Raw genomic sequence first — 25,060 nt, 5'->3', positions numbered from 1 at the left:
GTGTCCCGCCCCGGCCTCGTACCACGATGTAACTCTGCAGAAGGATCTTCCTCATGACCGACCGGCCCTTGACGATCATGGCAGTGCACGCCCACCCCGACGACGAGGCCACCGGCACGGGAGGGATCCTCGCCCGGTATGCGGCGGAAGGAATCCGCACGGTGCTCGTGACCTGTACCGACGGCGGTTGCGGAGACGGGCCGGGGGGTGTCAAGCCGGGCGACCCCGGACACGACCCGGCGGCCGTCGCGCGGATGCGCCGGCAGGAACTTCAGGAGAGCTGTGACGTCCTGAAGATCAGCGATCTGGAGACGCTGGACTACGCCGACTCCGGGATGATGGGCTGGCCCAGCAACGACGCCCCCGGATCCTTCTGGCAGACCCCCGTGCAGGAGGGCGCGGCCCGGCTCGCGGACCTCATGCGCCAGTACCGGCCCGACGTGGTCGTCACCTACGACGAGAACGGTTTTTACGGCCACCCCGACCACATCCAGGCCCACCGCATCACGATGGCGGCGCTGGAGCTGACCGACCTGACGCCGAAGGTGTACTGGACGACGATGCCCCGCTCGGTCATGCAGCGGTTCGGCGAGTTCATGCGCGAGTTCAATCCGGACATGCCCGAGCCGGACCCCGCCGAGGTCGCCGAGATGGCCAAGATCGGCCTGCCCGACGACGAGATCACCACATGGGTGGACACCACCGCGTTCAGCGGTCAGAAGTACGACTCGCTGGCCGCGCACGCCAGCCAGGGCGAGAACATCTTCTTCCTCAAGATGGGCAAGGAGAGGTTCGGCGAGCTGATGGGCATGGAGACGTTCTCGCGTGTCCGGGACACCACCGGGGCGGCTCTGCCCGAGAACGACCTGTTCGCCGGACTGCGCTGATCCCCGACCACCGGCCACCGGTCTCCGGTGGAGGGGCGGCCGTCCCACTGGCTGGGGCGGCCGCCCCTCTCCTGTCTCCGGGAGCCGTTTCAGCAGGTCACGGCGTGTACACCGTCGGTCGTGGTGCCGTTGGCATGCCGTTGCCGATGAAGAAGCTGGGGTGCGGGGGCTGGTTGTACGCCGTGTTCTGCCAGGCGATGCCCGTGCGGTACATCGTGTCGTGGAGCAGGGTCGTGATCTTCGTGGTGGTCTCGGTCGGGGTCGAGTAGATCCGCAGGGCCGTGTTGTCGCTCGTCGCCCAGACCACCTCCTCGCGCCAGTCCCCGAAGAGGTCGCCCGAGAGGGCCGGCGTCGCCTTGGTGCCGTTGTTGGAGTGGACGGAGGCGCCGGTCAGCAGGCGGGTGTCGGACGAGGTGCCGTACTTGTCGATGTGGGTGCCGTCGAGGAGTTCGCGGGTGGTGTCGCCGTCCCACCAGGACAGGAAGTTGACGGAGGACGGCTCGCGGCCCTTGGTGGCGCCGGCCTCGTCACGGATGTTGGTGTCGGAGGCGGACCACACCTCGGCGCCGTCGTTGCCCGCGTAGATGTCCCCGGCCACTCCCCTGCCGTTGTCGCAGCAGGCGGCGAGCTGCCAGCGGATCGCGCCGTTGGCCGGGTTGATGTACAACTCGGCGGGCTGGGAGGTGGATTCGGAGACCTTGAAGTACTCCAGGCCCGAGGTCCCCGGGTCCAGGTCGCCCAGGTGCTGGGCGTCGCCGTGCCCCGTCTTCGTCGTCCACAGGCCGTTGCCGTTGTCGTCGACGGCCATCGCCCCGTAGACGATCTCGTCCTTGCCGTCGTTGTCGACGTCCCCGACGGACAGGCTGTGCGAGCCCTGGCCGTCGAAGCCCTTGCCGGTGTTGGTCGACGAGTTGGTGTCGAAGGTCCAGCGGCGGGTGAACGCGCCGCCCCGCCAGTCCCAGGCCGCGATCACCGAGCGCGTGTAGTAGCCGCGCGCCATGATGAGCGAGGGCCGGGCCCCGTCGAGATAGGCGGTGCCCGCGAGGAACCGGTCCACGCGGTTGCCGTACGAGTCGCCCCACGACGAGACAGTGCCGCGCGCCGGGACGTAGTCCACCGTCCCCATGGCCTTGCCCGTCTGGCCGTTGAACATGGTCAGGTACTCGGGCCCCGAGAGGACGTATCCGCTGGAATTGCGGTGGTCGGCGGAGGAACTGCCGATGACCGCGCCCGTTCCGTCGACCGTGGCGTCGGCCGTCTTCGCGGCCACCTCGGCCTTGCCGTCGCCGTCGTAGTCGTACACCTGGAACTGGGTGTAGTGCGCGCCCGAGCGGATGTTCCGGCCCAGGTCGATACGCCACAGCCGGGTGCCGTCGAGCTTGATCCCGTCGATGATCGTATTGCCGGTGTAGCCGGACTGGGAGTTGTCCTTGGCGTTGGTGGGCTGCCACTTCAGGACGAAGTCGAGCGCGCCGTCGCCGTCGAGATCGGCGACCGAGGCGTCGTTGGCCTCGTAGGTATACGCGACACCGTCGGGGGTCGTGCCACCGGCGGGCGGGCTGATCGGCACGTCCTTGTATCCGGTGCGGAACTGGATCGCGTGCACGGAGTCGGCCTGCTCGACACCTCCCACGATCGCGCGGACCGTGTAGTCGGCCTGGGCGGGTCCGGCGGAGTGGAAGTAGTTCGTCGAGCCGGTGACCGGGGTCGAGTTGACCTTCGTACCCGCCCGGTAGACGTTGAACGACACGTCGTTCGGGTCGGTGCCGAGCCAGCGCCAGCTGACCAGGTTGCCCGCGTCGGTGTGGACGCTGACGACACCCCGGTCCAGCTTCTCGACCTGGCGGGCGGTCGCGGCCTCGGCGGGCGTGGCGGTGAGCGTGCTCAGTCCGGCGGCGGCGAGGGCGCCGGCCAGCACGGTGGAGAGGAGCAGACGGGTCCTGGGGCGTCTGCGATGCGGGTGCTGCACGGTGGGGTACCTCCCTGGGAGGGGGCAGACGGGTTCTGTCACCTCAGTTGCCGCTGGGGGCAGGGGGGTTGCCGGGATTTGGTAAGCGCTCTCTACCGCTCCGGTGCTCCGGTCCGGGCATAGGTGCGGGCGAGTGCGGCGACCGTCGCGGCGATGCGCTCGCGCAGTTCGGGCGGCGCCAGCACCTCCACGTCCGCGCCGAGCCGCAGGAACTCCGCGTGGGCGTGCTCGACGGACTCGATGGGTACGGTGGCCCGGGTCCAACCCCCTTCGTCCGGAACGCCGTTGGCGCGCACGGCGTCACCAGCCGGGCCGGGGAGGCGGATGCCGGGCGCCAGCCTGACCACCGCCTCCGCCCGGTGCAGCCGGTCGTGGAAGTCCCGCTGGTACCCGGCCCAGTACGCACCGAGGTCGAACCCGTCAGGACGGCTGAACTCCTCGCCGGACGCGCTCAGTTCGAGGATCTGGTCGACCCGGAACGTACGCGGTCCCGGGCCCGCGACGACGTACCAGCGACCCGCCTTGAGGACCAGGCCGTACGGTTCCAGGCGGCGCCGTACGTCGGTCGGCTCGCGCCAGCGGCGGTACAGGACGTGCAGAGCCCTGCTGTTCCAGACGGCGTCGGCGACGGCCTGCAGGAACGGGGTGTCGCCGTTTCCGGCGTCCGCGTACCAGCCGGGCGCGTCCAGGTGGAAACGGCCGCTGACGCGGTCCGCGTGCTCGCGCAGTTCCCTCGGCAGTGCGGCCCGTACCTTGAGCTGGGCGGCGGCCAGCAGCGGGCCGAGTCCCAGCTCGGCGGCCGGCCCCGGCACGCCCGCGAGGAACAGGGCCTCGGCCTCGCCCGCGGTGAGGCCGGTCAGGCGGGTGCGGTAGCCGTCGAGGAGCCGGTAGCCGCCCGCATGACCCGCGTCGCCGTACAGCGGGACGCCGGCCTCGCTCAGTGCCTCGACGTCCCGGTAGACCGTGCGCACCGAGACCTCCAGCTCCTCGGCGAGGGCGGCGGCGGTCATCCGTCCCCTGGTCTGGAGCAGGAGAAGGATCGAGACGAGGCGGGCCGACTTCATCGGCCCAGAATGGCAGGCTCCACCGACACCCCACGCTGCCGCTCCACTGACAGAAGATGTCAGTGGAGCGGTCCTAACGTCCCCTCCATGACCTTCGAGGAGAAACTGCTGACCGTGCTGCCGCCCGTCGAGGTGGCGGGCCGGTGGATCAAGCGCTACCACGTCACGGCCGACCCGGCGGGCATCGCGCCGGACGTCGAGGAGGCGGCGTACGCGATGCTGCCGAAGCTGCTTCCGGAAGCGGACGGCACGCCGCCCGCCACGTTCGTCGTACTGCACCGGGGTGGCGACGACGGCGCCTACCTCAACGCGTACAGCTGGGTGTGGGACAACGTCCTGCACTTCGGGGGCGCCGCGGCGGGGCAGCCCGTGCTGGGATGTCCGGACCGCGACCCGACACACTTCATCACACTGGATCGGCCATGGATCGGGTGTGTCTGGGAGCTGCCGCCGGTTCTGCACGAACGTGACGCGTGGGTGCGGCATGTGCTCGCGCCTGGCGCACCCGACCTCGACGGCTACCTGGCCGACCGCCTGCCCGAGGGCACGACGGGGGCCCGCGCCTGCGGCGCGCCCGCGCCTTAGGGGCGCGAGGAACGGCGCGACCAGCCCCGAACGACCCGCAGCCGACATACGGGCTGAACCCCCACCCCCTAGGGGCGCGGGGAACGGCGCGGCCAGCCCCCACCAACTCGCAGCCGACATACGGGCCGAACCCCCACCCCCCGAGGGGCGCGGGGAACGGCGCGAGCAACCCCCACCCACCCGCAGCCGACACCCAGCCCTGGGGCCCACCCCCTGGGGGCGTGGCCCGGGTGCCAACCGCAGCCGTCGGGGGTTGCTCACGCAGGGGGTGGGGGCTCGGCCCCGATGTCGACTGCGGGTCGTTCGGGGCTGGTCGCGCCGTTCCCCGCGCCCCTAAGGGGGTGGGGCCTGGCCCTGATGTCGGCTGCGGGTCGATCACGGTTGCTCGCGCCGTTCCTCGCGCCCCTAGCGGGGTGGTCCCGGTTTTTGGAATGTCCGTAGTTTGAAGTGTGGCTCCGCGCGGGGGACTTGTTGGTTCGGGAGTTGTTCCAGGCGGGAGGCGAGTTGCTCGGTGAGAGGATCGCCGGGGGTCAGCAGCGTGTACCAGCCGCGGCGTACGTCGGCCGCGGCCTGGCACGGGGTCCGGCCCTGGCCGCGGCCACGGAAGACCGCCCGTCCCGCCGGGAGGAGCGCGTTCCGGGCCGCGTACGAGGCCACGAGATCGGAGCGGTCGCGCGCGGCGCGGCGGGGACGCGCTGCCATCACGGCGTCGATGTCGCTGCCCACGTCGTGCGAGGCCGCCTTGTCGACGGTCGTGACGAGGACGCCGCCGGGGCGCAGCACCCGGGCCGCCTCGGCGACGACCCGTTCCGCGTCGTCCAGGAGGTGCAGCAGCCAGATCGCCGTGACGGCGTCGAACGCGGCGTCGGGGAAGGGGAGTTGGCGGGCGTCCGCGAGTACGACACGGCCCGGCACTCGCGCCGCGGCCCTGCTCAGCATGCCGTACGCCGCGTCGGCACCGGTCACGTCGAGTCCGGCCGCGACGAGCCGACGGGTCACGGTACCGGTGCCGCAGGCGACATCCAGGAGGGTGGCGGCGCCGTCGGGGAGCAGCCCGAGGACGGCGTCGGCGGCCGCCGCGGCACGGGGCTCGCCGCCCCGCAGGGCGTCGTACCGCTCGGCCTCCTCGTCGTAGTCGAAGACCAGCGTGCTCACCGCGCGCCGTGCCCGGTGCTCAGCTCCTCGACCCGGCCGGCCAGCTCGAAGTCCTTCTCGGTGACGGCGCCGCCCACACTGTGCGTGTTCACGGTCAGGGAGACGGTGTCGTAGCCGAGTGTGAGGTCGGAATGGTGGTCCAGTTCGTCCTGCACCCTGGCGATATGGACGACCAGGGCCGCCGCGGCGAAGTGTGAGCCCAGCCGGTAGGAACGGGAGATTCTGTCTCCGTCCAGGGACCAGCCGGGCAGTTCCGCGAGCCGGTCCTCGACGTCCTTCTGCGACAACGGTTCGAGGGGCATGGTCACGTTCCTTCCATGTGTCCGGATCTCCTCAGCCTGCCAGCCTGCCACAGTCCCGCTCTCCCGTCCCTGGTCAGGCGGGTCCGGGCGGGCGACGAAGAACGGCATTCGGTCTCCTGGGCGCACATCGACCCGTACGGGCGCTTCGACTACGGTCGGGGGCATGACCAGCGCCGCGTACACCTCCGGGTCCGTCAGCGTGTCCGCCGGTGCGCGGCGCGGCGCCTCCGCCGCCGACCAGGGAATCGGTCCGCTGCTGCGCGGCTGGCGGGAGCAGCGCCGGGTGAGTCAGCTGGAGCTGGCGCTGCGGGCGGGCTCGTCGGCACGGCACATCAGTTTCATCGAGACGGGCCGCTCGCGGCCGAGCGAGGAGATGGTGCTGCGGCTCGCCGAGCACCTGGACGTACCGGTGCGGGACCGCAACTCCCTTCTCCTGGCGGCCGGTTACGCACCCCACTACCCGGAGACCCCGCTGGACGACCCGGCGCTGGACGCGCTGCGGGAGGGGGTGGAGCGGCTGATCCAGGGCTACGAGCCCTATCCGGCACTGGTCGTGGACGCCACGTACGACGTGGTCGCCGCCAATCAGGGCATCCTGATGCTGCTCGGTGACGTCCCCGGGCATCTGCTCGAACCTCCGCTGAACGCGATGCGGCTGACGCTGCACCCTGAGGGCCTGGCGCCCAGGATCCGCAATCTGCGCGAGTGGCGCGGCCATCTGCTGGCCCAGATGGAACGGGACATCGCCCTGCGCCGCTCGGAGCCGCTGCGCGCGCTGTACGAGGAGGTGGCCGCGTATCCGGCTCCGGCCGCCGCCGCATCGGGGGCGCTCGACGAGGCGCCCGCCGCGCCGGTCCCCTACTTCGCGCTGCCGATGCGGATCGAGCACGAGGGGCGGGTGCTGTCCTTCATCTCGTCCATCTCCACGTTCAACACACCGATGGACGTGACGGTCGCCGAGCTGGCGATCGAAACGCTGCTTCCGGCCGACCCGGCGACGGTGAGGTATCTGCATTCATTGATGCCCTGACGCCTTTTCAGGCCGAGGGTCGTCAGTCCTTCTGGCGGCCGGTGGGGGCTTGTCGCGCAGTCCCCCGCGCCCCTGCAGGGCGAAAAGCAGGGGCGCAGCCCCGCTTTTGGGGGCGCGGGGAACTGCGCGGCCGGCCCCCACCGGGCCGCACCCGCCGTACCGGCCCCATGCCGCCCGCCGCGAGGGGCGGGCAGCTACCCGGGACGGACACCGACACACCGGGCCGGATGAGGGGATCCGGTGAGGCTTTCGCGGGAACGTGGCACACTTCTCGCCATGTTCGGGGCTCGGGGAGGCGTGGCGTGAGTGAGAGGCGGCCGGCGCCGACCGTGGGACAGGTGGTACTGGGCCGACGGCTCCAGGAACTGCGCGAGGCGTCCGGTCTGAAGCGGGACGAGGCCGCGCGGATCCTGCGGGTGGCGCCCGCGACCGTCCGGCGGATGGAGATGGCCGAGGTCGCGCTGAAGATCCCGTACGTGCAGGTGCTCCTGTCGACGTACGGAGTGGGCGACGAGGAGACGGCCGCGTTCGTCCGGCTGGTCGAGGAGGCGAACGAGCCCGGCTGGTGGCAGCGGTACCACGACGTCCTGCCGGACTGGTTCAGCCTGTACGTGAGCCTGGAGGGCTCCGCCTCGGTCATCCGGTCGTACGAGCCGCACTTCGTGCCGGGGCTGCTGCAGACCGAGGACTACGCCCGTGCCGTCCTGGAGGCGGGCACGGTGGGGCGGACGGGGACCGAGGAGATCGAACGCCATGTGTCCCTGCGGATGGCACGGCAGAAGCTGCTCACGGGGGAACGTCCGCCGCATCTCTGGGTGATCATGGAGGAGACTGTCCTGCAGCGGCCGGTCAGTATCCGGTCCGAGGTGATGGCGGACCAGCTGGACCATCTCCTCGCGACCGCCGAGAACGACCACATCACGTTGCAGATCGCCGAGTTCTCGGCGGGACCCCATCCGGGGACGTACGCGCCGTTCGTGCTGTTCCGGTTCGCGGAGCCGGAGTTGCCGGACATGGTGTACACGGAGTATCTGACCGGGGCGCTGTATCTGGACTCCCGCAAGGAGGTGGCGGCGCATCTGGAGGTGCTTGACCACATGGCCACGGGGGTGGCTTCCGCCCGGCGGACCAGGGAGATGATTCTGGCGCGCCGGGCGGATTTTTGATATTGGCTCCGCCCAGGGGTGCTTGAGCACGTACGTCGGCTGACCGTCGTCCTGGGCTGAGCGCGCAGTTCCCCGCGCCCCTGGGCGGTGGGGGTGAGACTTGGGTCTCAGGTGGGGGTGTCCTTCTTGTCGGTGTCCTTGGGGTTCTCGTCCACTATTTCCGCGTCCACCACGCTCTCGTCGTCCGGTGGCGTGGACTGTTCCGTGCCGGGCGGCTGGTCCGGTGGGGGTGACTGCTGGGCCTGGGCGTACATGGCCTGGCCCATCTTCTGGCTGACGGTGGCCAGTTTCTCGGCGCCCGTGCGCAGGGTGTTCGTGTCCGTGCCGTCCCGGTCGTTCAGGAGTGTCTGCAGTTCGGTGATCGCGGACTCGACCTCCGTCTTCACGTCGGCCGGGATCCGCTCCTCGTTGTCGCGGATGAACTTCTCTGTCTGGTAGACGAGTTGCTCGGCCTGGTTGCGGGTCTCGGCGGCCTCGCGGCGCTTGCGGTCCTCGTCGGCGTACTGCTCGGCCTCCCGCATCATGCGGTCGATGTCGTCCTTGGCGAGCGCGGAGCCGCCGGTGACGGTCATCTTCTGCTCGCGGCCGGTGGCGAGGTCCTTCGCCGAGACGTGCATGATCCCGTTGGCGTCGATGTCGAAGGCGACCTCGATCTGCGGCAGCCCGCGCGGCGAGGGCGGCAGCCCGGTGAGGTCGAAGACGCCCAGCTTCTTGTTGTACGCGGCGATGTCGCGTTCGCCCTGGAAGACCTGGATGCCGACGGACGGCTGGTTGTCCGTGGCGGTGGTGAAGATCTCCGAACGCCGGGTGGGAATGGTCGTGTTGCGTTCGATGAGCTTGGTCATGATGCCGCCCTTGGTCTCGATGCCCAGGGACAGCGGGGTGACGTCGAGGAGCAGGACGTCCTTCACGTCGCCGCGGATGACGCCCGCCTGGAGCGCCGCGCCGAGTGCCACGACCTCGTCCGGGTTGACGCCCTTGTGCGGGTCCTTGCCGGTGAGTTCCTTGACGACCTCGGTGACCGCGGGCATCCGGGTGGAGCCGCCGACGAGGATGACGTGGTCGACCGCGGCGAGCTTCACCCCGGCGTCCTTGACCGCCTGGTGGAAGGGGGCCTTGCAGCGTTCGAGCAAGTCGGCGGTCAGCTCCTGGAACTGAGCACGGGTCAGTTTTTCGTCCAGGTGCAGCGGGCCGTCGCCGGTGGCGGTGATGTAGGGCAGGTTGACGGTCGTCTCGGTGGACGAGGACAGCTCGATCTTGGCTTTCTCCGCGCCCTCCCGCAGCCGCTGGAGCGCCATCTTGTCCTGGGCGAGGTCGATGCCGTACTGGCCCTTGAAGCGTTTGACGAGGTGTTCGACGACCCGCTGGTCCCAGTCGTCGCCGCCCAGTTGGGTGTCCCCGTTGGTGGCCTTGACCTCGATGACCCCGTCGCCGATCTCCAGGAGGGAGACGTCGAACGTGCCGCCGCCCAGGTCGAAGACGAGGACGGTCTGCTCCTCGCCCCGGTCGAGCCCGTACGCGAGGGCCGCGGCCGTCGGTTCGTTGATGATCCGCAGGACGCTCAGGCCCGCGATCTCACCGGCCTCCTTGGTGGCCTGGCGCTGGGTGTCGTCGAAGTAGGCGGGCACGGTGATCACGGCTTCCGTGACGTCCTCGCCGAGATACGCCTCGGCGTCCCGCTTCAGTTTCTGCAGCACGCGCGCGGAGAGCTCCTGCGCGCGGTAGCGGGTGCCGTCGATCGTGCCACCGTCACTGCCGGGGAACCGCCAACCCGGGTCCCCCATATGGCGTTTGACGGAGCGCGCGGTGCGCTCGATGTTCGTCACGGCCTGCCGTTTGGCGACCTCTCCGACAAGCACCTCACCGTTCTTGGCGAAGGCCACCACCGAGGGGGTCGTGCGCGCGCCCTCGGCATTGGCGACGACCGTGGGCTCACCCCCTTCCAGTACGGCGACCACCGAGTTCGTGGTTCCGAGGTCGATCCCGACCGCACGTGCCATGTCCGTCCCCTTCCGCCCAGGTCCTGCCGCGTTCCATCACCGCGTTCCATCACAAAACTTGAGTGCGATGCTGTCAATGGGGCAAGTACCCCGGACCTGGCCGGACATGACGATGCCGCGCCCCCTTGCGCGGGGCGCGGCATCGTCGCAGGAGCGGTGTACCCGCGTGCCGGAACGGCGGGGTGTCAGGCGAGCTTCGCCGTCAGCGTGATCGTCGTGCCCGTCAGCGCCTGGCTGACCGGGCAGTTCTTCTTGGCGTCCTCGGCGGCGGCGACGAAGGCGTTCTCGTCGAGGCCCGGCACGGTGCCCTCCACCGTGAGGTGGATGCCCGTGATGCCCTCACCCGGCTGGAACGTGACGTCCGCGGAGGTGGTGAGCTTGGTGGGCGGGGTGCCGGCGCCGGCGAGGCCGTGCGAGAGCGCCATGGAGAAGCAGCTGGAGTGGGCGGCGGCGATCAGCTCCTCCGGGCTGGTCTTGCCGTTCGCCTTCTCGGAGCGCGACGGCCACGACACCGGCTGCTCGCCGATGCCGGAGGAGTCGAAGGTGACGACGCCGTTGCCCTCAAGCAGGTTGCCTTCCCAGACGGTGTGTGCGGAGCGCGTTGTTGCCACGATGATTCCCTTTCGACGAGGTCCCGGTTCCGGGTCCGTGGCACCATCCGATCACACTCGGGTCACCGCCGGGCTCAGCGCACGCGAAAGACCGGCCCCCGCGCGGTGAACGGCAGGGACGCGCCCTGCGGGATCAGGTACGCGTGCTCGCGGCGGACCCGCAGGACGTCGCACCACCCGTCCGTGATGATGAGCACCGGGGCGCCCGGCGGGAAGTCCTTCGCCCGGTGCAGGACGTCGACGCCGGGCTGCAGGATCGTGCCGCCCCGGCCGTGGACGCGTACCCGGCCCGCGATCTCGGTGACCGGGACGAAGCCCGCGTCGTGCGGTGCCGCGTCGCAGAACACGACCCGCGCCGCCGGTACGTCCCTGGCCTCGGCGTACGAGGCGATCGCGCCCAGTGCCTTGCCGAGCAGGGTGCGGTCCATGGAGCCGGAGGTGTCGAGGACCACGCCGAAGGTGCAGCGGGCGATCTCCTCGGGCGGGAAGTACCGTCCGGCGCGCGGGATGTCGGGGGTGGCGGCCTGTCGGCGGGATGGGCGGGCGTAGGTGCGCAGCGGCTCGGGGCGCGGCACGAACTCGTCGAACCAGCGCGCCAGTTGCGCGTCCCACGGCAGCGGCGGATGACTGAGCGCGCGGATGTCCTCGACGAGGCCGCCGGGCAGGTAGCCGCGCTCCTGCCGCTGGTGCAGGTCGAGGCCCCGGGCGAGACCGCGGCGGTAGAACTCGTCGAGGTCGACGTAGTCGCGGGGCGAGCCGAGGGGGCCGCCGAGGATGTCTCCCACACCCTTGCCGCGCAGGGTGGCGAGCCGTCGGTGGCGGCGCAGGTCGGTGGCGAGCCGGTCGTAGACCTCCTCGGCGGACAGATCCTTCAACTCCTGGTCGTACAGCAGCCCTTCGGGCATCACCCCGACCTGCATCTCGACCAGCCAGGAGTTGATGACGTAGTCGCAGGCGACGTTGAAGAGGTACGGGTCCCGGACGCCGCAGCGGTCGCCGTGGCGCAGCGCGGCGTGCAGCATCTCGTGGGCGAGGACGAACCGCCACTCCTCGTCGTCGAACTGCCGCAGGGGGTTGATGTAGATCTCGGCGGCCTCGGGGTCGACCGCGGCGACGGAGATGCCGTGCGCGTGGGCGAGTTCGGCGTCCGCGACGATCGTGATGCCGGCCGCGATACCGCCGAGCAGGGGGTAGGAGGACACGAACCAGCTCAGGGCCCGCTCCCACGGCCGGCGCGGGGTGATGCCACCGCGCATCGAGTCGCGCCGGCCGCCCGCCATGTCCATCGCGGCGGACACCGTGCGGGTCAGCGCGTGGGCGAAGGCGAGCTGCCAGTCGGGCGCTGCCCCTCCCCGCCAGATGTCCCAGGGCACGAGCAGCTGGTCCGGCTGGTCACCGGCCGTACCGCAGCGCTCGTACACCGCGGGGATGCCGGCGCCGTCGCGGCGCCAGCGCGCGGCGAGCTGCTCCTCGTCGCCGTCGGGGTACGACATCGGCAGGTCGGCGGGGGTCAGGCCGATGGGGAAGCCGAGCAGGAAGCGGTTGACGACGACGCAGCGGGCGGCGAGGTCGAAGCGGTCGGGCTGCTCCCGGACGGTCTTGTGCGCCGGTACGTGCCCGAAGCCGAGGTGGAGGGCGGCGTGCGCGACCGCCCAGGCCCACTCGGCCGGGTGGGCGCGGCGTTTGGGATGGACGTGCAGCACGCCGTCGGAGTCGACACGGACGAGCCCGTCGCGGGGCGACTCCTCGCAGTCCTCCTGGCGGCAGACGCTGAACCCGATGGCGGCGAGTGCGCGATTGCTCCGCACGAGCCGCATCCCCTCGGCGAACGCCTCGGCCGCCAGGTCCTTCTTCGGCTCCGCCTGCTTGCCCGTACGGGTCACCGGCGGGCCTCCACCAGCCGGGGCATGTCGCGGGCCGCCTCCACCAGGAACCAGGCGGGCAGCACGGGGTTGCCGTCCTCGTCCGAGGCGATGACGCTCTGGGCGACCTCCACCGAGATCTCGGCGAGCTGCACGAGCAGCGACTTCGCGCGGTACGCGGTCTGCCGGCCGTTCGCCGAGGCGTGCTCCTTGCTGGTGGGCAGCTCCTTGACCAGGCGTCCCCGGAAGGACTCGGCGAGGTAGTAGAGCAGGTCGCGGTCCTCGACGCGGTTCGGCCAGCGGGCCTCGCCCTTGAGGATCGCCTCGATACCGAACCGGCTGCGGACGATCTTGACGTAGCCGCAGAAGGCGACCGCGTGCGCGGGCGTCAGCGTGCCGTGCGCGATGACCTGGAGCGTCGGCTCGTCGAGGGCCGGGCCGAAGGAACGCAGGGCGTCGGACAGCATGTGCCAGGACCGCGGGGTCGAGAACGGCTCCTCCGTCTTCGGCGGCTTCGACCACAGGTGGTCGGGGCGGTCCGTGAGGTGGTCGAGCACCCACGGGTGGATGTCGTTCGTCGCCGCCCACACCAGCCAGTCCTTCGCCGAGACCTCAAGGTGTACGTGCGTGAGACGGTTGACCAGGGCGGACGCGATCGGGCGGGCCAGCGCGTTGTCCGTCGAGCGGTTGCCCGCACCGATCACGATCGAGCCCGCGGGCAGCTCGTAGTTGCCGATGCGGCGGTCGAGGATCAGCGAGTAGAAGGCCTTCTGGACGTCGGGGGTCGCCGCGTTCAGCTCGTCCAGGAACAGGCAGTACGGCTCGTCCCGGGCGATCGCCTCCGGCGGGCAGAAGACGGAACGGCCGTCCCTGATCTGCGGTACGCCGATCAGGTCCTCCGGTGCCAGCTGCGTACCCAGCAGGCTCACGCACTCCAGGCCCAGCGACTCGGCGAACTCCCTGACCAGGGAGGACTTTCCGATACCCGGGGCACCCCACAGGAACACGGGCCGCACGGTCGCGAGACCGAGCAGTAGTTCCGGTACACGGGCGGGAGTAACGGTGACGGCTGCCTGCACGCGGGCTCCTGGGGTTCGGGGACTTGATCCCGCCCAGTGTGCGTGGCCCCTGGCCGCCTCCGCAGCCCATTTTCGCGGCGCCTGCTGCCCCCCTGGGGGCAGGTGAGGGCGGACCGGCTACCCGCCTGCGGCCGGTGAGGCTGACCACCTGTCCAGCTGTCCGGCTCTCCGGCTGCGGGCCGGTGGGGGCGGGCCGCGCAGTTCCCCGCGCCCCTGAAAGACGGCGCTGCGCCCCTGTCTTTCCCTCATGCCACCCCACGCCCACCCCACCCCCGCTAAGGGGCGCGAGGAACTGCGCGGCCAGCCACATCCGACCCGCACCCAACCGTCCGCGCCGAGCTCACGCCCCTGAGGGGCGCGGGGAACTGCGCAACAAGCCCCACCAACCCGCAGCCGAAGCACCCCCACCCCGCGGACGCGCCCGGTCACGCCGAGCGTGCGTCGTCGTGTGTCGCGTCGTCGCCGACAGGCACCTGCGGACCGTCGTCCTCCCGCAGCCACCGCCGCAGCACCCGATGCACCTCCTCCGCCCCCACCAACTCCTCCCCCGCCCCCACCGGAGGTGAAAGCGTGAGCGGCGACATCAGGAAGGGCCGCCCCTGCGCCCCGCCCAGCCCCCCGTGCGACCCGATCTGCTCCTCGAACGCGAGCACCTCACCGTCCTCGGGGTCGTACCAGGAGTTCACCATGATGTCCGCGACATGCGGGAACGCGTGCGTGCGGCGTACCGCGTCGGCCGCGCCCACCCCGAAGTCCGCGAGCGGCCCGGGCCCGTCGTCCAGCTCGTCCAGCGGAATCTCCGCACCGTGCGCCCCGAGCACGAGCCCCCCGTGCTCCTCGCTGCGCACGAGCACGAACCCGATCCCGGGATGGTTCGCGAGCGTGGTCAGCAGCGCGGGATGCCGTTCGTCGATCTCCTCGCGGCTCATCCGGTGCGGCACGTCCGGGAAGGACACGAGGCCCAGGTTCCCGGAGGCCAGCACGATGGGTTCCGACGGCGGCAGGGTCGGCCGGAACTCCTCGCCGCCCTCCTCCACGGGCCTGCGCAGCGCGGCCCGCACCGCCGCCCTGGCCTCGGCACCACTGTGCGTACGCCGGGCCTTGCGCGGCACGGGCAGCCCGCAGCCGGCCCGGACCAGCTCGCCGAGCCCGAGGCCGTAACGGGCGTGAAAGGTCTCTCCGGGGCTCTGGCCGTGGTCGGAGAGCAGGACCACGCGGTACATCCGCGGCGCGTGCTCGGCGACCTGCTCGATCAGGGCCAGCGAACGGTCGAGGCGCTGCAGGACCTTCTCCGCGTCCCGGCTGCGCGGCCCGGAGTGGTGTGCGACCTCGTCGTACGCGACCAGGTCCGCGTAGACGGAGGCGCGCCCCGCGAACATGTCCCCGATGACCGCCGCGACGACGACGTCCCGTTCGATGACGGTCGCGAAGGCCCGGATGAACGGGTAGAGCCCGCCGCGGCCGACCCGCGGACGCTGCTTGCGCAGCCGGGCCCGGGTGGACTCGCCGATCTCGCGGCTGACGTCGGCGACGAAGGACAGCGCGGTACGGACCGCGTTGGCGGGGTCGGAGAAGTACGCGAAGTAGCCCGCGCGGGAGCGGTTCTCCCTGCCGCGCCTGGCGGCCACGGAGAGCACGAGGGCCAGTTGCTCGGCGCCCCCGCTGAAGAGGTTGCCGCGGCTCGCGCCGTCCACGGTGAGCAGGCCGCCGTCACCGGTGCGTTCGATGGCCCGGCGCTGGAGTTCCGCGGCGCTGGTGGGCCGGTTGCAGACCATGATTTCCCGGGTGTCCTTCTCGTACCAGCGGAAGGCGGGGATGTCGTGGTTGGAGCCGTGCAGGATGCCGAGCTGGCTGGCGCCGGTCTGACTGGACCAGTCGGTGCGCCAGGGCGCGAGCCGGTGGGTCGTACGGGCTCCCGGGCCCTCGCCCAGCCAGGCGGCCACAGTGGGCATGAGACCGCGTCCGATGGCGTCCACGAGCACGTCGTGACCGACTCCGTCGAGTTGGAGGAAGACCGTGCCGGGGGCCGACGGGGCGCCGGGGGGCGGCGCCTGTCTGCGGCGGCGGTCGGACAGCCGGTACAGCCTGCGCCGGTACGCGTCGTCGTCCCGCACGGCCAGCGCGCCGCCGGTCGCCGAGGCGACCGCGGACATCACGGCGGCGACCACCACGGCGGTCTCCGGGGCGGCCTCGCTCTGCCCCGAGGGGTCCAGGCGCAGGGCCAGGATGAGGAGCGAGCCGTTCAGGAAGAAGACGAGCACGCCGAGGACGAGGGCGGGGACGAGGAGCAGGGCCCGCACGAGGAGGGGCCATACGACGGAGGAGAGTACGCCGAAGGCTCCGGCGCCCAGTGCGGCGGTGACGGCGATGCTGGTGGCGCTGTCACCGTCGGCCGACTGGAGCCTGAAGTCCGGCAGGATCCCGGCGAGCACGAGCATGGTGACCGTGGAGACCGCCCACACGGCGACACTGCGCCAGACCGCGCTCGCCACCCTCCGCCAACGTTCTTTCCCCACGTCACGCCCGCCTCACATCCGCGCCCGCCCTCCTGCCGGCGGACCAGAGCCCAACCCTGCCACACGCCCACGGCACCCCCCGGCGACATCCTTCAGGGGCGCAGCCCTCGCCCTTCGGGGGCGCGGGAAACTGCGCGTCTTTCAGGGGCGCGGGGAACTGCGCGACAAGCCCCCACCGGACCGGCACCCGTCCCCGAACGCCCAGCACCCCCACACCGCCCGCCCCCGGGACCGGGACCGGCATCCGACGGATCGGTCAACGACCGTCGTAGCCGGCCGTCGGCATCGACAGCCGCCGATGCACCCGCGCCTTCATCTGCGCGTCGTACGCGGGCTCGGCATGCCCGACCGTCTCCACCCGCACGCCACGCCGGTCGCACTCGGCGGTGAACTCCTCGACCGAGGCCAGCGCCCGCTCCAGAACCCGGCGGCTGGGCGCGACGAACAGATCCACGAGACCGGCCTCGGCGTCCTCCCAGAGCGCGCAGTGGTCGGGCCGCAGCCCCCGCAGGAGCAGCTCCCGCGTGACCACGTAACCGCGCTCGGCCGCCCAGTGCGCGCACATGGCGTGCTGGCTGCGCGAGTCCACCAGGAAGGGGTCCGCGTCCAGCTCCTCCAACGGCGTCAGGCTGGCGATCGTCGTCACGCGGAGCATGCCGGAGGTACGGCGTGCGTCTCCCATGGCGTCCCCCTCACCTCCGGGTTTCGTCGCCGACCCTACTCCTGCACGTACGCTCGGGGGGAGTCGCGCGAAGGAGGCAAAGGAGTGCCGGTGGAGATCACTTGGTGGGGTCACGCCACCTGCACGGTAGAGGACTCGGGAGTACGCGTGCTCACGGACCCGCTCTTCGCGCGCCGGCTCGCGCATCTGCGCAGGCGCCGGGGCGCGCTCCCGACCGCCGAGGCTGCGGTGGCCGATGTGACGCTCATCTCTCATCTGCACGCCGACCATCTGCACATCCCGTCGCTGTCCCGGCTCGCCCCGGGCACCCGGCTCCTGGTGCCGCGCGGTGCCCGGCGCGCGGTGCCCGGACTGCGCAGGCTCGGCGGACCGGAGCTGACCGAGGTGGCGCCCGGCGACCGGGTCCAGGTCGGTGACCTGGTCGTACGGGTCGTCTCCGCTCGGCACGACGGGCGGCGGCTGCCGGTCGGGCCGCATCGCGCGCCCGCTCTCGGCTATGTGATCGAGGGCGAGTCCCGGACGTACTTCGCCGGGGACACCGGGCTGTTCGAGTCGATGGCGGAGGAGGTCGGGCCGGTCGACGTGGCGCTGCTGCCGGTCGGCGGGTGGGGCCCGTACCTGGGCGAGGGGCACCTGGACGCGGGCCGGGCCGCCGACGCGCTGGCCCTGCTCCGGCCCGGCAGCGCGGTGCCGGTGCACTACGGCACGTACTGGCCGATCGGGATGGATTCCGTGCGCCCCCATGAATTCCATGAACCAGGTGCCGAGTTCGTGCGCCTGGCCGCCGAGCGTGCGCCCGGCGTGACCGTGCACCGGCTCGACCAGGGGGAAAGTGTGCGACCCAAGATCGTGGGGTACCGGTCTTCTCCTGGGGACGCACCGGCTGGTCGGGGCGACGACGAGCGGGAGGGCGGAACCAGGTGAGGCCTGTGCTCGCCGTCGCGGTCACGACCGTGCCGACTGTGGCCACCCAGCAGGCGCTCGGCTATCCGTCGCTGTTCCTGCTGGTGCTGATCGGCGCGCTGGTGCCGGTCATTCCCACCGGCGCGCTGGTGAGTTCGGCGGCCGTGGTGGCCGTCCACCAGGCGGCGCCCTTCTCGATGCTGCTGGTTTTCGTGGTGTCGGCGCTGGCCGCGTTCCTCGGGGACATGGCGCTGTACTGGCTCGGGCGCCGCGGAATGAAGTCGAAGAACGGTTCGCGCTGGCTGGAGGCGATCCGCGACCGGGCGCCCGAGGACCGGCTGGCGCAGGCGCAGGGGAAACTCGCCGATCACGGGGTCGCGGTGCTGGTGCTGTCCCGGCTGATCCCCGCGGGACGCATTCCGGTGATGCTCGCGTGCCTGATGGCGAAGTGGCCGATGCGCCGGTTCGCCCACGGCAACGCGCCGGCGTGCCTCGCGTGGGCCGCGACGTACCAGCTCATCGGGGTGCTGGGCGGCTCCCTGTTCAAGGAGCCGTGGGAGGGCGTACTGGCGGCGATCCTCCTGACGGTGATCGTCAGCCTGGCCCCCACGCTGTGGCGCCGCGTCCGCAGCGCGGTCGCCCGCTAGGGCGCCCCGTCAGGGGCGCGGGGAACTGCGCGCCCCGCCCCCACCGGCCCGCACCGCACAAACCACCCGCCCAGCACCGTCCTGAACCTGCGGCTCCGTCGTGGCTGGCCGCGCAGTTCCCCGCGCCCCTGACGGGGCCGCAGGCCCCCAGCAGCAGACAGCCGCGAAAGCCCTCCCCCTGGGGGCCGCCGCGAAGCGGCGCCCTTAAGGGGCGCGGGGAACTGCGCGGCTCGCCCCCACCGGGCCGCAGTGGACAGGTGACCGTACGGCCCCCGGTGGGACCCGTCACGGGAGGATTCGGGAGGCTCCCACCGGGAGGTCCCACAGGTTCTCCCGGGGCAGGCCCGCCGCCTCCCACGCCGCGCGGACGCGCGTGAGCGGTTCCAGGACGGGCTCGGCCGACAGCACGAAGGTGCCCCAGTGCATCGGAGCCATCCGACGCGCACCGAGGTCCTGAGCCGCCCGCACCGCGTCCTCCGGATCGCAGTGCACATCGCTCAGCCACCACCGCGGGTCGTACGCGCCGATCGGCAGCAGCGCCAGGTCGATCCCGGGATACCGCGCCCCGATCCGGGCGAACCAGTGCCCGTACCCCGTGTCCCCCGCGAAGTACACCCGCCTGCCGTCGGACGCGGTCAGCATCCAGCCGCCCCACAGCGTGCGGCACGTGTCGTGGAGGCTGCGCTTCGACCAGTGGTGGGCGGGCACGAAGTCCAGCCGCACACCGTCGAGTTCGGCCGCCTCCCACCAGTCCAGCTCCGTGACCCGCGTGAAGCGCCGGCGCCGGAACCAGCGGCCCAGTCCCGCCGGGACGAACACCGGTGTGTCGCGCGGGAGCCGGCGCAGGGTCGGCGCGTCCAGGTGGTCGTAGTGGTTGTGGGAGATGACGACCGCGTCGACACGCGGCAGCGCGCTCCATGGCACGCCGACCGGCGTGATCCGGGCGGGAGTTCCAAGGATTTTGCGGGACCAGACCGGGTCGGTGAGCACCGTGAGGCCACCGATCTGCACCACCCAACTGGCGTGCCCCGCCCAGGAGACGGCGACCGTGCCGGAGTCGGCCCGGGGCAACGGCTCGGGCGCGTAGGGCAGTCGGGGAATGTCGGCGAGCCCTTCGGGCCCCGGCCGCAGCGCCCCCTCGCGTGCGAACCGCGCGAATCCGCTGAGACCCGGCAGCGGTGCGGTGAGCCGCCCGGCGAAGGAGCGCGGCCAGACCCGCCGTTCACCCGGTGGCCGCGGCTCCGCGAGGGGCCCTCCGACATCAGGCGGGGTGGAGGTCGTGAGGGTCGTGGAGGTCGTAGGGGTCGTGGAGGTCGTGGCCGACTCGGACTGCTGCGTCATCGAGGGGACTCCCGTCGCCGAGCGTCATCGTCGTCGCGGAGATCGTCCAGGGTCGATCCCAGCAGACTCACCATGCTGTGCACATGCGGCAATTCCAGAGGTTCCGGTGACAGAAGAGACGCCATGCGCTCGTCGTCGGTTGTCCCGAGGAACGGCCCGGTGCACAGCCGTACGCGCAGGGCGCCGAGGTCGTCCCCGAAGCGGTGTCCGCCGGGCGTCGGCATGCCCAGCCGGACGCTGAGGAAGTCCTCCAGTTCCTGCGCGTCACCGACCCCGAGCGCGCCGAGCGCGGACCGCAGCGGACCGAGGTCGGCGTACAGGTGTCGTCCTGCCCGGGGCGGCCGGACGAGGGCCCCCGCCGAGGTGAGGGCGCGGTGCGCGGCGGCGGCCACGCGCGCGTGCAGCCGTACGGACGCGGCGAGTCGGCCCGTGATCTCGTCGGGTTCGCCGAGCGCGTACGCGGCGGCCGAGGCGACCGGCGCGGCGATCCGCGCGTCGAGGGCGGTGAGGACGTCGAGGACGCGCTCGCGCAGCAGGGTGCCGGTGTCGTTGCCGGGGAAGCGGGCGATCGCGGCGGGCCAGCCGGCCGGGAGGAACGGGCCGGAGAGGTCGGTCAGGACCGTGACACGGTCCGGCTGCATCTCGGCGGGGCCGATCAGTACGGTGTCCTGCGCCTCGTGCAGCGTGTCGCGCCAGGTCTCGTCGCTGACCACGTGCAGGCCCTCGCCCGCGGCGGCCTCGATGGTCTCGTGGACGAGCTCGGGCGGCGCGACGGTCGCGGCGGGATCGTCGGCCACGGACAGGACGAGCAGCCGCGGATCGCCGCCCTCGGCACGCACCCGGCGCACGGTCTCCAGGAGGGCGTAAGGGTCCGGGACGCCACCGCACTCGGCGGGCGTGCCCACGGGGAAGACGGACGCGCCCACGAGCCGGGCCTGTGGTGTCCACCAGGCCGCGCAGGGACGGGGTACCAGGACGTCACCGCCGAGCGCCGCGGTCAGTGCGAGGAGCAGGACGGGGGCGCCGGGCGCCGCGACGGTCCGGTCACGGTCGGCGGGCAGTCCACGCCGGGCCCAGTAGCCGCGGGCTGTGTCCAGGAGGGCGAAGCTCCCGCCGGTCGGTTCGGTGTGTGTGCCGGTCGCCGCGGCGACGAGTCCGGGTGGCGGCGGCAGGCCGTGGCCCGGGAGGGGCGGGCCGTAACGGACAGGTCCGTGCCCTTCCGGTTCGGTCCGCCGCATCTGTGTACCTCCGCGCAGTGTTCCGCGATCCCCGTACCCGGATCCCCATACCCAGTGATCCGCTTCACCAACTCGGCCGTCAGCCCTGCCCGTTCAGCTCAGCCGTGCCCGCCGGCCTCCGCGTCAGCCGTTTCCGGACGAGTCCCGGTGGCGCAGTTTGTGGACGGCGGCGCCGAGCGCGCCCGCGATGAGGACACCGCCGGACACCAGGGCGGCCGTGGAGTCGTTGAAGGTGCCGCCCTGACCGGCGTGCACCCCGTGCGGGACCCGCGTGTCGTGCGAACCGTCGTGGGACGTGCCGAGGGAGACGGTGAAGGACGCGCTCCACTCCTTGCCCCGGCCGCCGGGCGCCGCCGGGCAGACGCCCTCGGCCCGCCACTCGGAGGCCTTGCCGCCGCCGTCGGGGCCGCCGCGCTGCTCGAAGTCCGCGGCGGGCGCGATACGGGCGGTGCCGCGGTAGGTGATGCCGCCCCGCGCCTCCGCCTTGCCCGCGGGGTCGTCCCGGCCTCCCAGCTCGCCGACGCCCGCGGGCTCCTCCGGAACCGTCGGCGGACCCACGTCGTCCGGGCCCACCGGGTCCTCCTCGTCCGGGCCCACCAGGTCCGCGTCGCCCATGCCCGCCGGATCCTCGACGCCGGCCGGGTCGTCCGTCCCCGTGAGATCCTCCGCCCCGGCGGGGTCGTCCTTACGTCCGGAGTCGCCGGAGCCTCCGAAGTCGCCGGAGTCTCTGAAGTCGCCGGAGTCCCTGGAGTCGCCGGAGTGCCCGGAGTGCCCGGTCCTGTGCAGCTGTACGGTCCCGTGCTCGAAGGCCTCGGAGGTGGCGTCGACGGTTTCGGGCGGGTGACCGCCGGTCGCTTCGCAGGTGACGGAGACGGTGACGCTGCCGCCGGGGGCCACCGTACGCGGACTGACCTCGGCCCCCTGATTCGCGGACGCGGCCGTCGCGGCGGTGCCGAGTACGAGGGTGGTGAAGGCGGTGGCGGACAGTGCGCGGGCGGTACGGCTCAGCGGCATGGGGTCGGTCTCCTTCGGCCGTCGGCTGGGGACCCCCACGCCCGGGTACGGCGGCGGAGGCGGGGCACGTCCGGCATGCCCCGCCCTCCATCAGAGCCCGCCCCCGCCCGGGGCGCGCGCGGCCGGACACCATTCGTGCCACGCGGACGCCCGAGCGGGTGAAACGGCGCTCACCCGTGCCGCCGACCTCGGAAGAGCGCCCAGGGCGTCGCTCGACGTGTCAGGCGACGTCCTGCATGACCTGGTCCCGCAGCCGGTCGCAGCAGCGGCTGATCAGCCGGGAGACATGCATCTGGGAGATGCCGAGCTGTTCGGCGATACGGCTCTGGGTCATGTCGCTGAAGAAACGCATGTAGAGGATGGCCCGTTCGCGTTCGGACAGGGCCTCAAGCCGGGGCTTGACCGACTCGCGGTCGATCACGATGTCGAGGGCCGGGTCGGCGGAGCCCAGCGCGTCGCTCAGGGAGTAGCCGTCCTCGCTGCCGGGCAGTTCGGCGTCCAGCGAGAGCGCCGTGAAGCTCTCCAGCGCCTCCAGGCCGGTGCGTACGTCGTCCTCGCTCATCTGCGCGTGCTCGGCGATCTCCTCGACCGTGGGCGCCCGACCGGAGATGGTCTGGGACAGCTCCTGACGCGCGAAGCGGACGCGGTTGCGCAGGTCCTGGACGCGGCGCGGTACGTGCAGGGTCCACATGTGGTCACGGAAGTGACGCTTGATCTCACCGGTGACGGTCGGCACGGCGTAGCTCTCGAAGGCGTTGCCGCGCTCGGGGTCGTAGCGGTCGACGGCCTTGACCAGACCGAGCGCCGCGACCTGCCGCAGGTCCTCGAAGTTCTCACCTCGGCTGCGGAACCGGCCCGCCAGCCGCTCCGCCATGGGCAGCCAGGCTTCGATGATCTGGTCGCGCAGGGCGTCGCGCGACCGGCCCGGAGACAGCGAGGCGAGCTTGCGGAAGTCCTCCGCGGTGTCGGGGGCGTCGTCGTGCGGATGGTGCCTGGCGCTCGCGTGAGTGCGCATGATGCCTGCAACTCTCTTGAGGGTGCTCCGGTTGGACGGTCAACCGTGAGAGCGCACCCTGAGCCGGACGGGCACACCCGTGGGGCGGGACACGACTCCCACGGACGTGCCTCCTGTCCGAAGCACTGCCTGACCGCCTGCCCCGGCTTTCACCGGTCAAACACGCGGTACCGGCGAGCCAACGCGCGGGCACTGGCCGAGGCGGTAGTGCGTTCCGCGACACCGGAGGCCTGACCGCCAAAGATTGCGCAGTTCCCCGCGCCCCTTGAAAGGGGCGCGGGGAACTGCGCAATCTTTTAGGGGCGCGGGGAACTGCGCGACCAGCCCCCACCGGACCCGCACCCACCCACAACCGGCCCGGCGAAGCGCCAGCGCTAGCGCGACCGCTCGACCCGCCGTTCGTCCCACACCGGTTCCGTCGTCTCGCGGACACGCCCGTCGCTGCCGAACACCAGGTACCGGTCGAAGGCGCGAGCGAACCACCGGTCGTGGGTGACGGCCAGCACCGTCCCCTGGTACGCCTCAAGCCCTTCCTGCAGCGCCTCCGCCGACTCCAGGTCGAGGTTGTCCGTCGGCTCGTCGAGGAGCAGGGCCGTGGACCCCTCCAGTTCGAGCAGGAGGATCTGGAAGCGGGCCTGCTGCCCACCGGACAGCCGGTCGAACCGCTGCTCCGCCTGCGCCGTCAGCTCGTACCGCCGCAGCCGGGACATCGCCGCGCCCCGGTCCTGGGCGTGCTCGCTCCACAGGATGTCGAGCAGGGCGCGCCCCTGCAGTTCGGGGTGCGCGTGGGTCTGGGCGAAGTGGCCGGCCACGACCCGCGCGCCGAGCTTCCACTCCCCCGTGTGCGCCACGTCGCCGCCCGCGAGCAGCCGCAGGAAGTGCGACTTCCCCGAGCCGTTCGAGCCGAGGACGGCGACTCGTTCGCCGTAGAAGACCTCAAGGTCGAAAGGTTTCATCAGCCCGGTCAGTTCGAGCCCCTTGCAGGTCACGGCCCGTACGCCGGTGCGTCCGCCGTGCAGGCGCATCGTGATGTCCTGCTCGCGCGGCGGCTCCGGCGGCGGCCCGGCCTCCTCGAACTTGCGGAGCCTGGTCTGCGCGGCCTGGTAGCGCGAGGCCAGCTCATGGCTGATGGAGGCGGCCTGGCGCAGGTTCAGTACGAGCTTCTTCAGCTGGGCGTGCTTCTCGTCCCAGCGCCGCCGCAGTTCCTCGAAGCGCGCGAACCGCTCACGGCGGGCCTCGTGGTACGTGGCGAAGCCGCCGCCGTGCACCCAGGCGTCGGCGCCGGCCGGTCCCGGCTCCACGCTGACGATCTTCTCGGCGGAGCGGGCGAGCAGTTCCCGGTCGTGGGAGACGAACAGGACCGTCTTGCGGGTCTCCCGCAGCTTCTCCTCCAGCCAGCGCTTGCCGGGGACGTCGAGGTAGTTGTCCGGCTCGTCGAGGAGCAGCACCTCGTCGGAGCCGCGCAGCAGCGCTTCGAGGACGAGCCGCTTCTGTTCACCGCCCGACAGGGTCCGTACCTCGCGGAACTGCGCCTTGTCGTAGGGGACGCCGAGCGCGGCCGTGGTGCAGATGTCCCAGAGCGTCTCGGCCTCGTACCCCTGGGCCTCGGCCCAGTCGGAGAGGGCCTGCGCGTACTGCATCTGCGCGGCCTCGTCGTCGACGGTCATGATGCCGTGCTCGGCGCGGTCCACGGCCTGCGCGGCCTCGCGGATGCGGGGCTGGGCCACCGACACGAGCAGGTCGCGCACGGTCGACTCGTCCCGTACGGAGCCCACGAACTGGCGCATCACCCCGAGCCCGCCGCTCACCGTGACCGTACCGCCGTGCGGTTTCAGCTCGCCGGAGATCAGCCGCAGCAGTGTCGTCTTGCCGGCGCCGTTGGGCCCCACGAGCGCGACCACGGCCCCTTCGCCCACCCGGAAGGAGACGTCGCCGAGCAGCGCCCTCCCGTCGGGGAGGTAGTACTCCAGGTGCGCGGCTTCGAGATGTCCCAT

The 25,060-nt window shown here is 71.9% G+C and carries 20 protein-coding genes and 1 pseudogene; 6 read left to right on the top strand and 15 right to left on the bottom strand.

Annotated features, from left to right (window positions below):
* Nucleotides 1–53 precede the first annotated feature (53 nt).
* Nucleotides 54–887: a PIG-L family deacetylase gene (locus C6Y14_RS13445; protein WP_107016831.1), complete on the top strand. Its 834-nt coding sequence runs from the start codon at nucleotides 54–56 to the stop codon at nucleotides 885–887.
* Between the two features lie 97 nt (nucleotides 888–984).
* Here C6Y14_RS13445 and C6Y14_RS13440 read toward each other — a convergent pair whose 3' ends face one another.
* Both C6Y14_RS13440 and C6Y14_RS13435 read right to left on the bottom strand, forming a co-directional pair.
* On the bottom strand, nucleotides 985–2,856 hold the full coding sequence (locus tag C6Y14_RS13440; RefSeq protein ID WP_107016830.1) for a rhamnogalacturonan lyase: 1,872 nt from the start codon (nucleotides 2,854–2,856) through the stop codon (nucleotides 985–987).
* 92 nt (nucleotides 2,857–2,948) lie between these two features.
* Nucleotides 2,949–3,920 carry a helix-turn-helix transcriptional regulator gene (locus C6Y14_RS13435; protein WP_107016829.1) on the bottom strand — a complete coding sequence of 324 codons (972 nt, stop codon included), beginning with the start codon at nucleotides 3,918–3,920 and terminating at the stop codon, nucleotides 2,949–2,951.
* Nucleotides 3,921–4,007: 87 nt separating this feature from the next.
* Between C6Y14_RS13435 and C6Y14_RS13430 the strand changes: the two genes are divergently transcribed.
* Nucleotides 4,008–4,505, top strand: coding sequence for a hypothetical protein (locus C6Y14_RS13430; RefSeq protein WP_107016828.1), 498 nt, complete (start codon nucleotides 4,008–4,010; stop codon nucleotides 4,503–4,505).
* Nucleotides 4,506–4,910: 405 nt separating this feature from the next.
* Here the strand turns inward: C6Y14_RS13430 and C6Y14_RS13425 are convergent, their stop codons facing one another.
* Complete coding sequence (locus tag C6Y14_RS13425) at nucleotides 4,911–5,660, bottom strand: class I SAM-dependent methyltransferase (protein WP_225891050.1); 750 nt, start codon at nucleotides 5,658–5,660, stop codon at nucleotides 4,911–4,913.
* Nucleotides 5,657–5,962 carry a 4a-hydroxytetrahydrobiopterin dehydratase gene (locus tag C6Y14_RS13420; protein WP_107016827.1) on the bottom strand — a complete coding sequence of 102 codons (306 nt, stop codon included), beginning with the start codon at nucleotides 5,960–5,962 and terminating at the stop codon, nucleotides 5,657–5,659. The genes C6Y14_RS13425 and C6Y14_RS13420 overlap by 4 nt, the downstream gene beginning before the upstream one ends.
* 163 nt (nucleotides 5,963–6,125) lie before the next feature.
* Here C6Y14_RS13420 and C6Y14_RS13415 point away from each other — a divergent pair, with 163 nt between their 5' ends.
* The gene (locus C6Y14_RS13415; RefSeq protein WP_107016826.1) at nucleotides 6,126–6,992 is read left to right on the top strand and encodes a helix-turn-helix domain-containing protein; all 867 of its coding nucleotides are present in this window, start codon (nucleotides 6,126–6,128) and stop codon (nucleotides 6,990–6,992) included.
* A gap of 302 nt (nucleotides 6,993–7,294) precedes the next feature.
* A complete protein-coding gene (locus C6Y14_RS13410; protein WP_107016825.1) occupies nucleotides 7,295–8,158 on the top strand; it encodes a helix-turn-helix domain-containing protein in 864 nt (287 codons plus the stop codon).
* Between the two features lie 107 nt (nucleotides 8,159–8,265).
* Here C6Y14_RS13410 and dnaK read toward each other — a convergent pair whose 3' ends face one another.
* The 6 genes from dnaK to C6Y14_RS13380 all read right to left on the bottom strand — a co-directional run bounded on the left by dnaK (nucleotide 8,266) and on the right by C6Y14_RS13380 (nucleotide 16,908).
* Nucleotides 8,266–10,158 carry a molecular chaperone DnaK gene (gene dnaK, locus C6Y14_RS13405; RefSeq protein WP_107016824.1) on the bottom strand — a complete coding sequence of 631 codons (1,893 nt, stop codon included), beginning with the start codon at nucleotides 10,156–10,158 and terminating at the stop codon, nucleotides 8,266–8,268.
* A gap of 185 nt (nucleotides 10,159–10,343) precedes the next feature.
* A complete protein-coding gene (locus C6Y14_RS13400) occupies nucleotides 10,344–10,769 on the bottom strand; it encodes an OsmC family protein (RefSeq protein ID WP_107016823.1) in 426 nt (141 codons plus the stop codon).
* Between the two features lie 74 nt (nucleotides 10,770–10,843).
* The gene (locus tag C6Y14_RS13395; protein WP_107016966.1) at nucleotides 10,844–12,586 is read right to left on the bottom strand and encodes a vWA domain-containing protein; all 1,743 of its coding nucleotides are present in this window, start codon (nucleotides 12,584–12,586) and stop codon (nucleotides 10,844–10,846) included.
* 62 nt (nucleotides 12,587–12,648) lie between these two features.
* Nucleotides 12,649–13,710: an ATP-binding protein gene (locus C6Y14_RS13390; RefSeq protein WP_107016822.1), complete on the bottom strand. Its 1,062-nt coding sequence runs from the start codon at nucleotides 13,708–13,710 to the stop codon at nucleotides 12,649–12,651.
* Nucleotides 13,711–14,135: 425 nt separating this feature from the next.
* The gene (locus C6Y14_RS13385) at nucleotides 14,136–16,202 is read right to left on the bottom strand and encodes a phage holin family protein (RefSeq protein ID WP_107016821.1); all 2,067 of its coding nucleotides are present in this window, start codon (nucleotides 16,200–16,202) and stop codon (nucleotides 14,136–14,138) included.
* A gap of 280 nt (nucleotides 16,203–16,482) precedes the next feature.
* Nucleotides 16,483–16,908, bottom strand: coding sequence for a hypothetical protein (locus C6Y14_RS13380; protein ID WP_225891048.1), 426 nt, complete (start codon nucleotides 16,906–16,908; stop codon nucleotides 16,483–16,485).
* 84 nt (nucleotides 16,909–16,992) lie between these two features.
* Here C6Y14_RS13380 and C6Y14_RS13375 point away from each other — a divergent pair.
* Nucleotides 16,993–17,757 (top strand): annotated as a pseudogene (locus C6Y14_RS13375) (MBL fold metallo-hydrolase); the annotation flags it as partial.
* An 80-nt stretch (nucleotides 17,758–17,837) separates the two neighbouring features.
* Complete coding sequence (locus C6Y14_RS13370) at nucleotides 17,838–18,458, top strand: DedA family protein (protein ID WP_404828782.1); 621 nt, start codon at nucleotides 17,838–17,840, stop codon at nucleotides 18,456–18,458.
* A 285-nt stretch (nucleotides 18,459–18,743) separates the two neighbouring features.
* Here C6Y14_RS13370 and C6Y14_RS13365 read toward each other — a convergent pair whose 3' ends face one another.
* From C6Y14_RS13365 to C6Y14_RS13340, 5 genes are all read right to left on the bottom strand, one after another.
* Nucleotides 18,744–19,799 (bottom strand): MBL fold metallo-hydrolase, encoded by a 1,056-nt coding sequence (locus C6Y14_RS13365; RefSeq protein ID WP_107016818.1) that lies wholly within the window; start codon nucleotides 19,797–19,799, stop codon nucleotides 18,744–18,746.
* A complete protein-coding gene (locus tag C6Y14_RS13360) occupies nucleotides 19,796–21,037 on the bottom strand; it encodes an aminotransferase class I/II-fold pyridoxal phosphate-dependent enzyme (protein WP_107016817.1) in 1,242 nt (413 codons plus the stop codon). Before C6Y14_RS13360 ends, C6Y14_RS13365 begins: the two co-directional genes overlap by 4 nt.
* 123 nt (nucleotides 21,038–21,160) lie before the next feature.
* Nucleotides 21,161–22,051 carry a hypothetical protein gene (locus tag C6Y14_RS44070; RefSeq protein ID WP_159074235.1) on the bottom strand — a complete coding sequence of 297 codons (891 nt, stop codon included), beginning with the start codon at nucleotides 22,049–22,051 and terminating at the stop codon, nucleotides 21,161–21,163.
* Nucleotides 22,052–22,271: 220 nt separating this feature from the next.
* Nucleotides 22,272–23,066 carry an RNA polymerase sigma factor SigF gene (locus C6Y14_RS13345; protein WP_107016814.1) on the bottom strand — a complete coding sequence of 265 codons (795 nt, stop codon included), beginning with the start codon at nucleotides 23,064–23,066 and terminating at the stop codon, nucleotides 22,272–22,274.
* Nucleotides 23,067–23,440: 374 nt separating this feature from the next.
* The gene (locus tag C6Y14_RS13340; RefSeq protein WP_107016813.1) at nucleotides 23,441–25,060 is read right to left on the bottom strand and encodes an ABC-F family ATP-binding cassette domain-containing protein; all 1,620 of its coding nucleotides are present in this window, start codon (nucleotides 25,058–25,060) and stop codon (nucleotides 23,441–23,443) included.

Origin of the sequence: Streptomyces dioscori (assembly GCF_003024195.1) — a bacterium.
Taxonomy (GTDB): Bacteria; Actinomycetota; Actinomycetes; order Streptomycetales; family Streptomycetaceae; genus Streptomyces; species Streptomyces dioscori.
The sequence above is the reverse complement of the archived record's forward strand: the minus strand, read 5'-3'. Positions and strand labels throughout refer to the sequence as shown.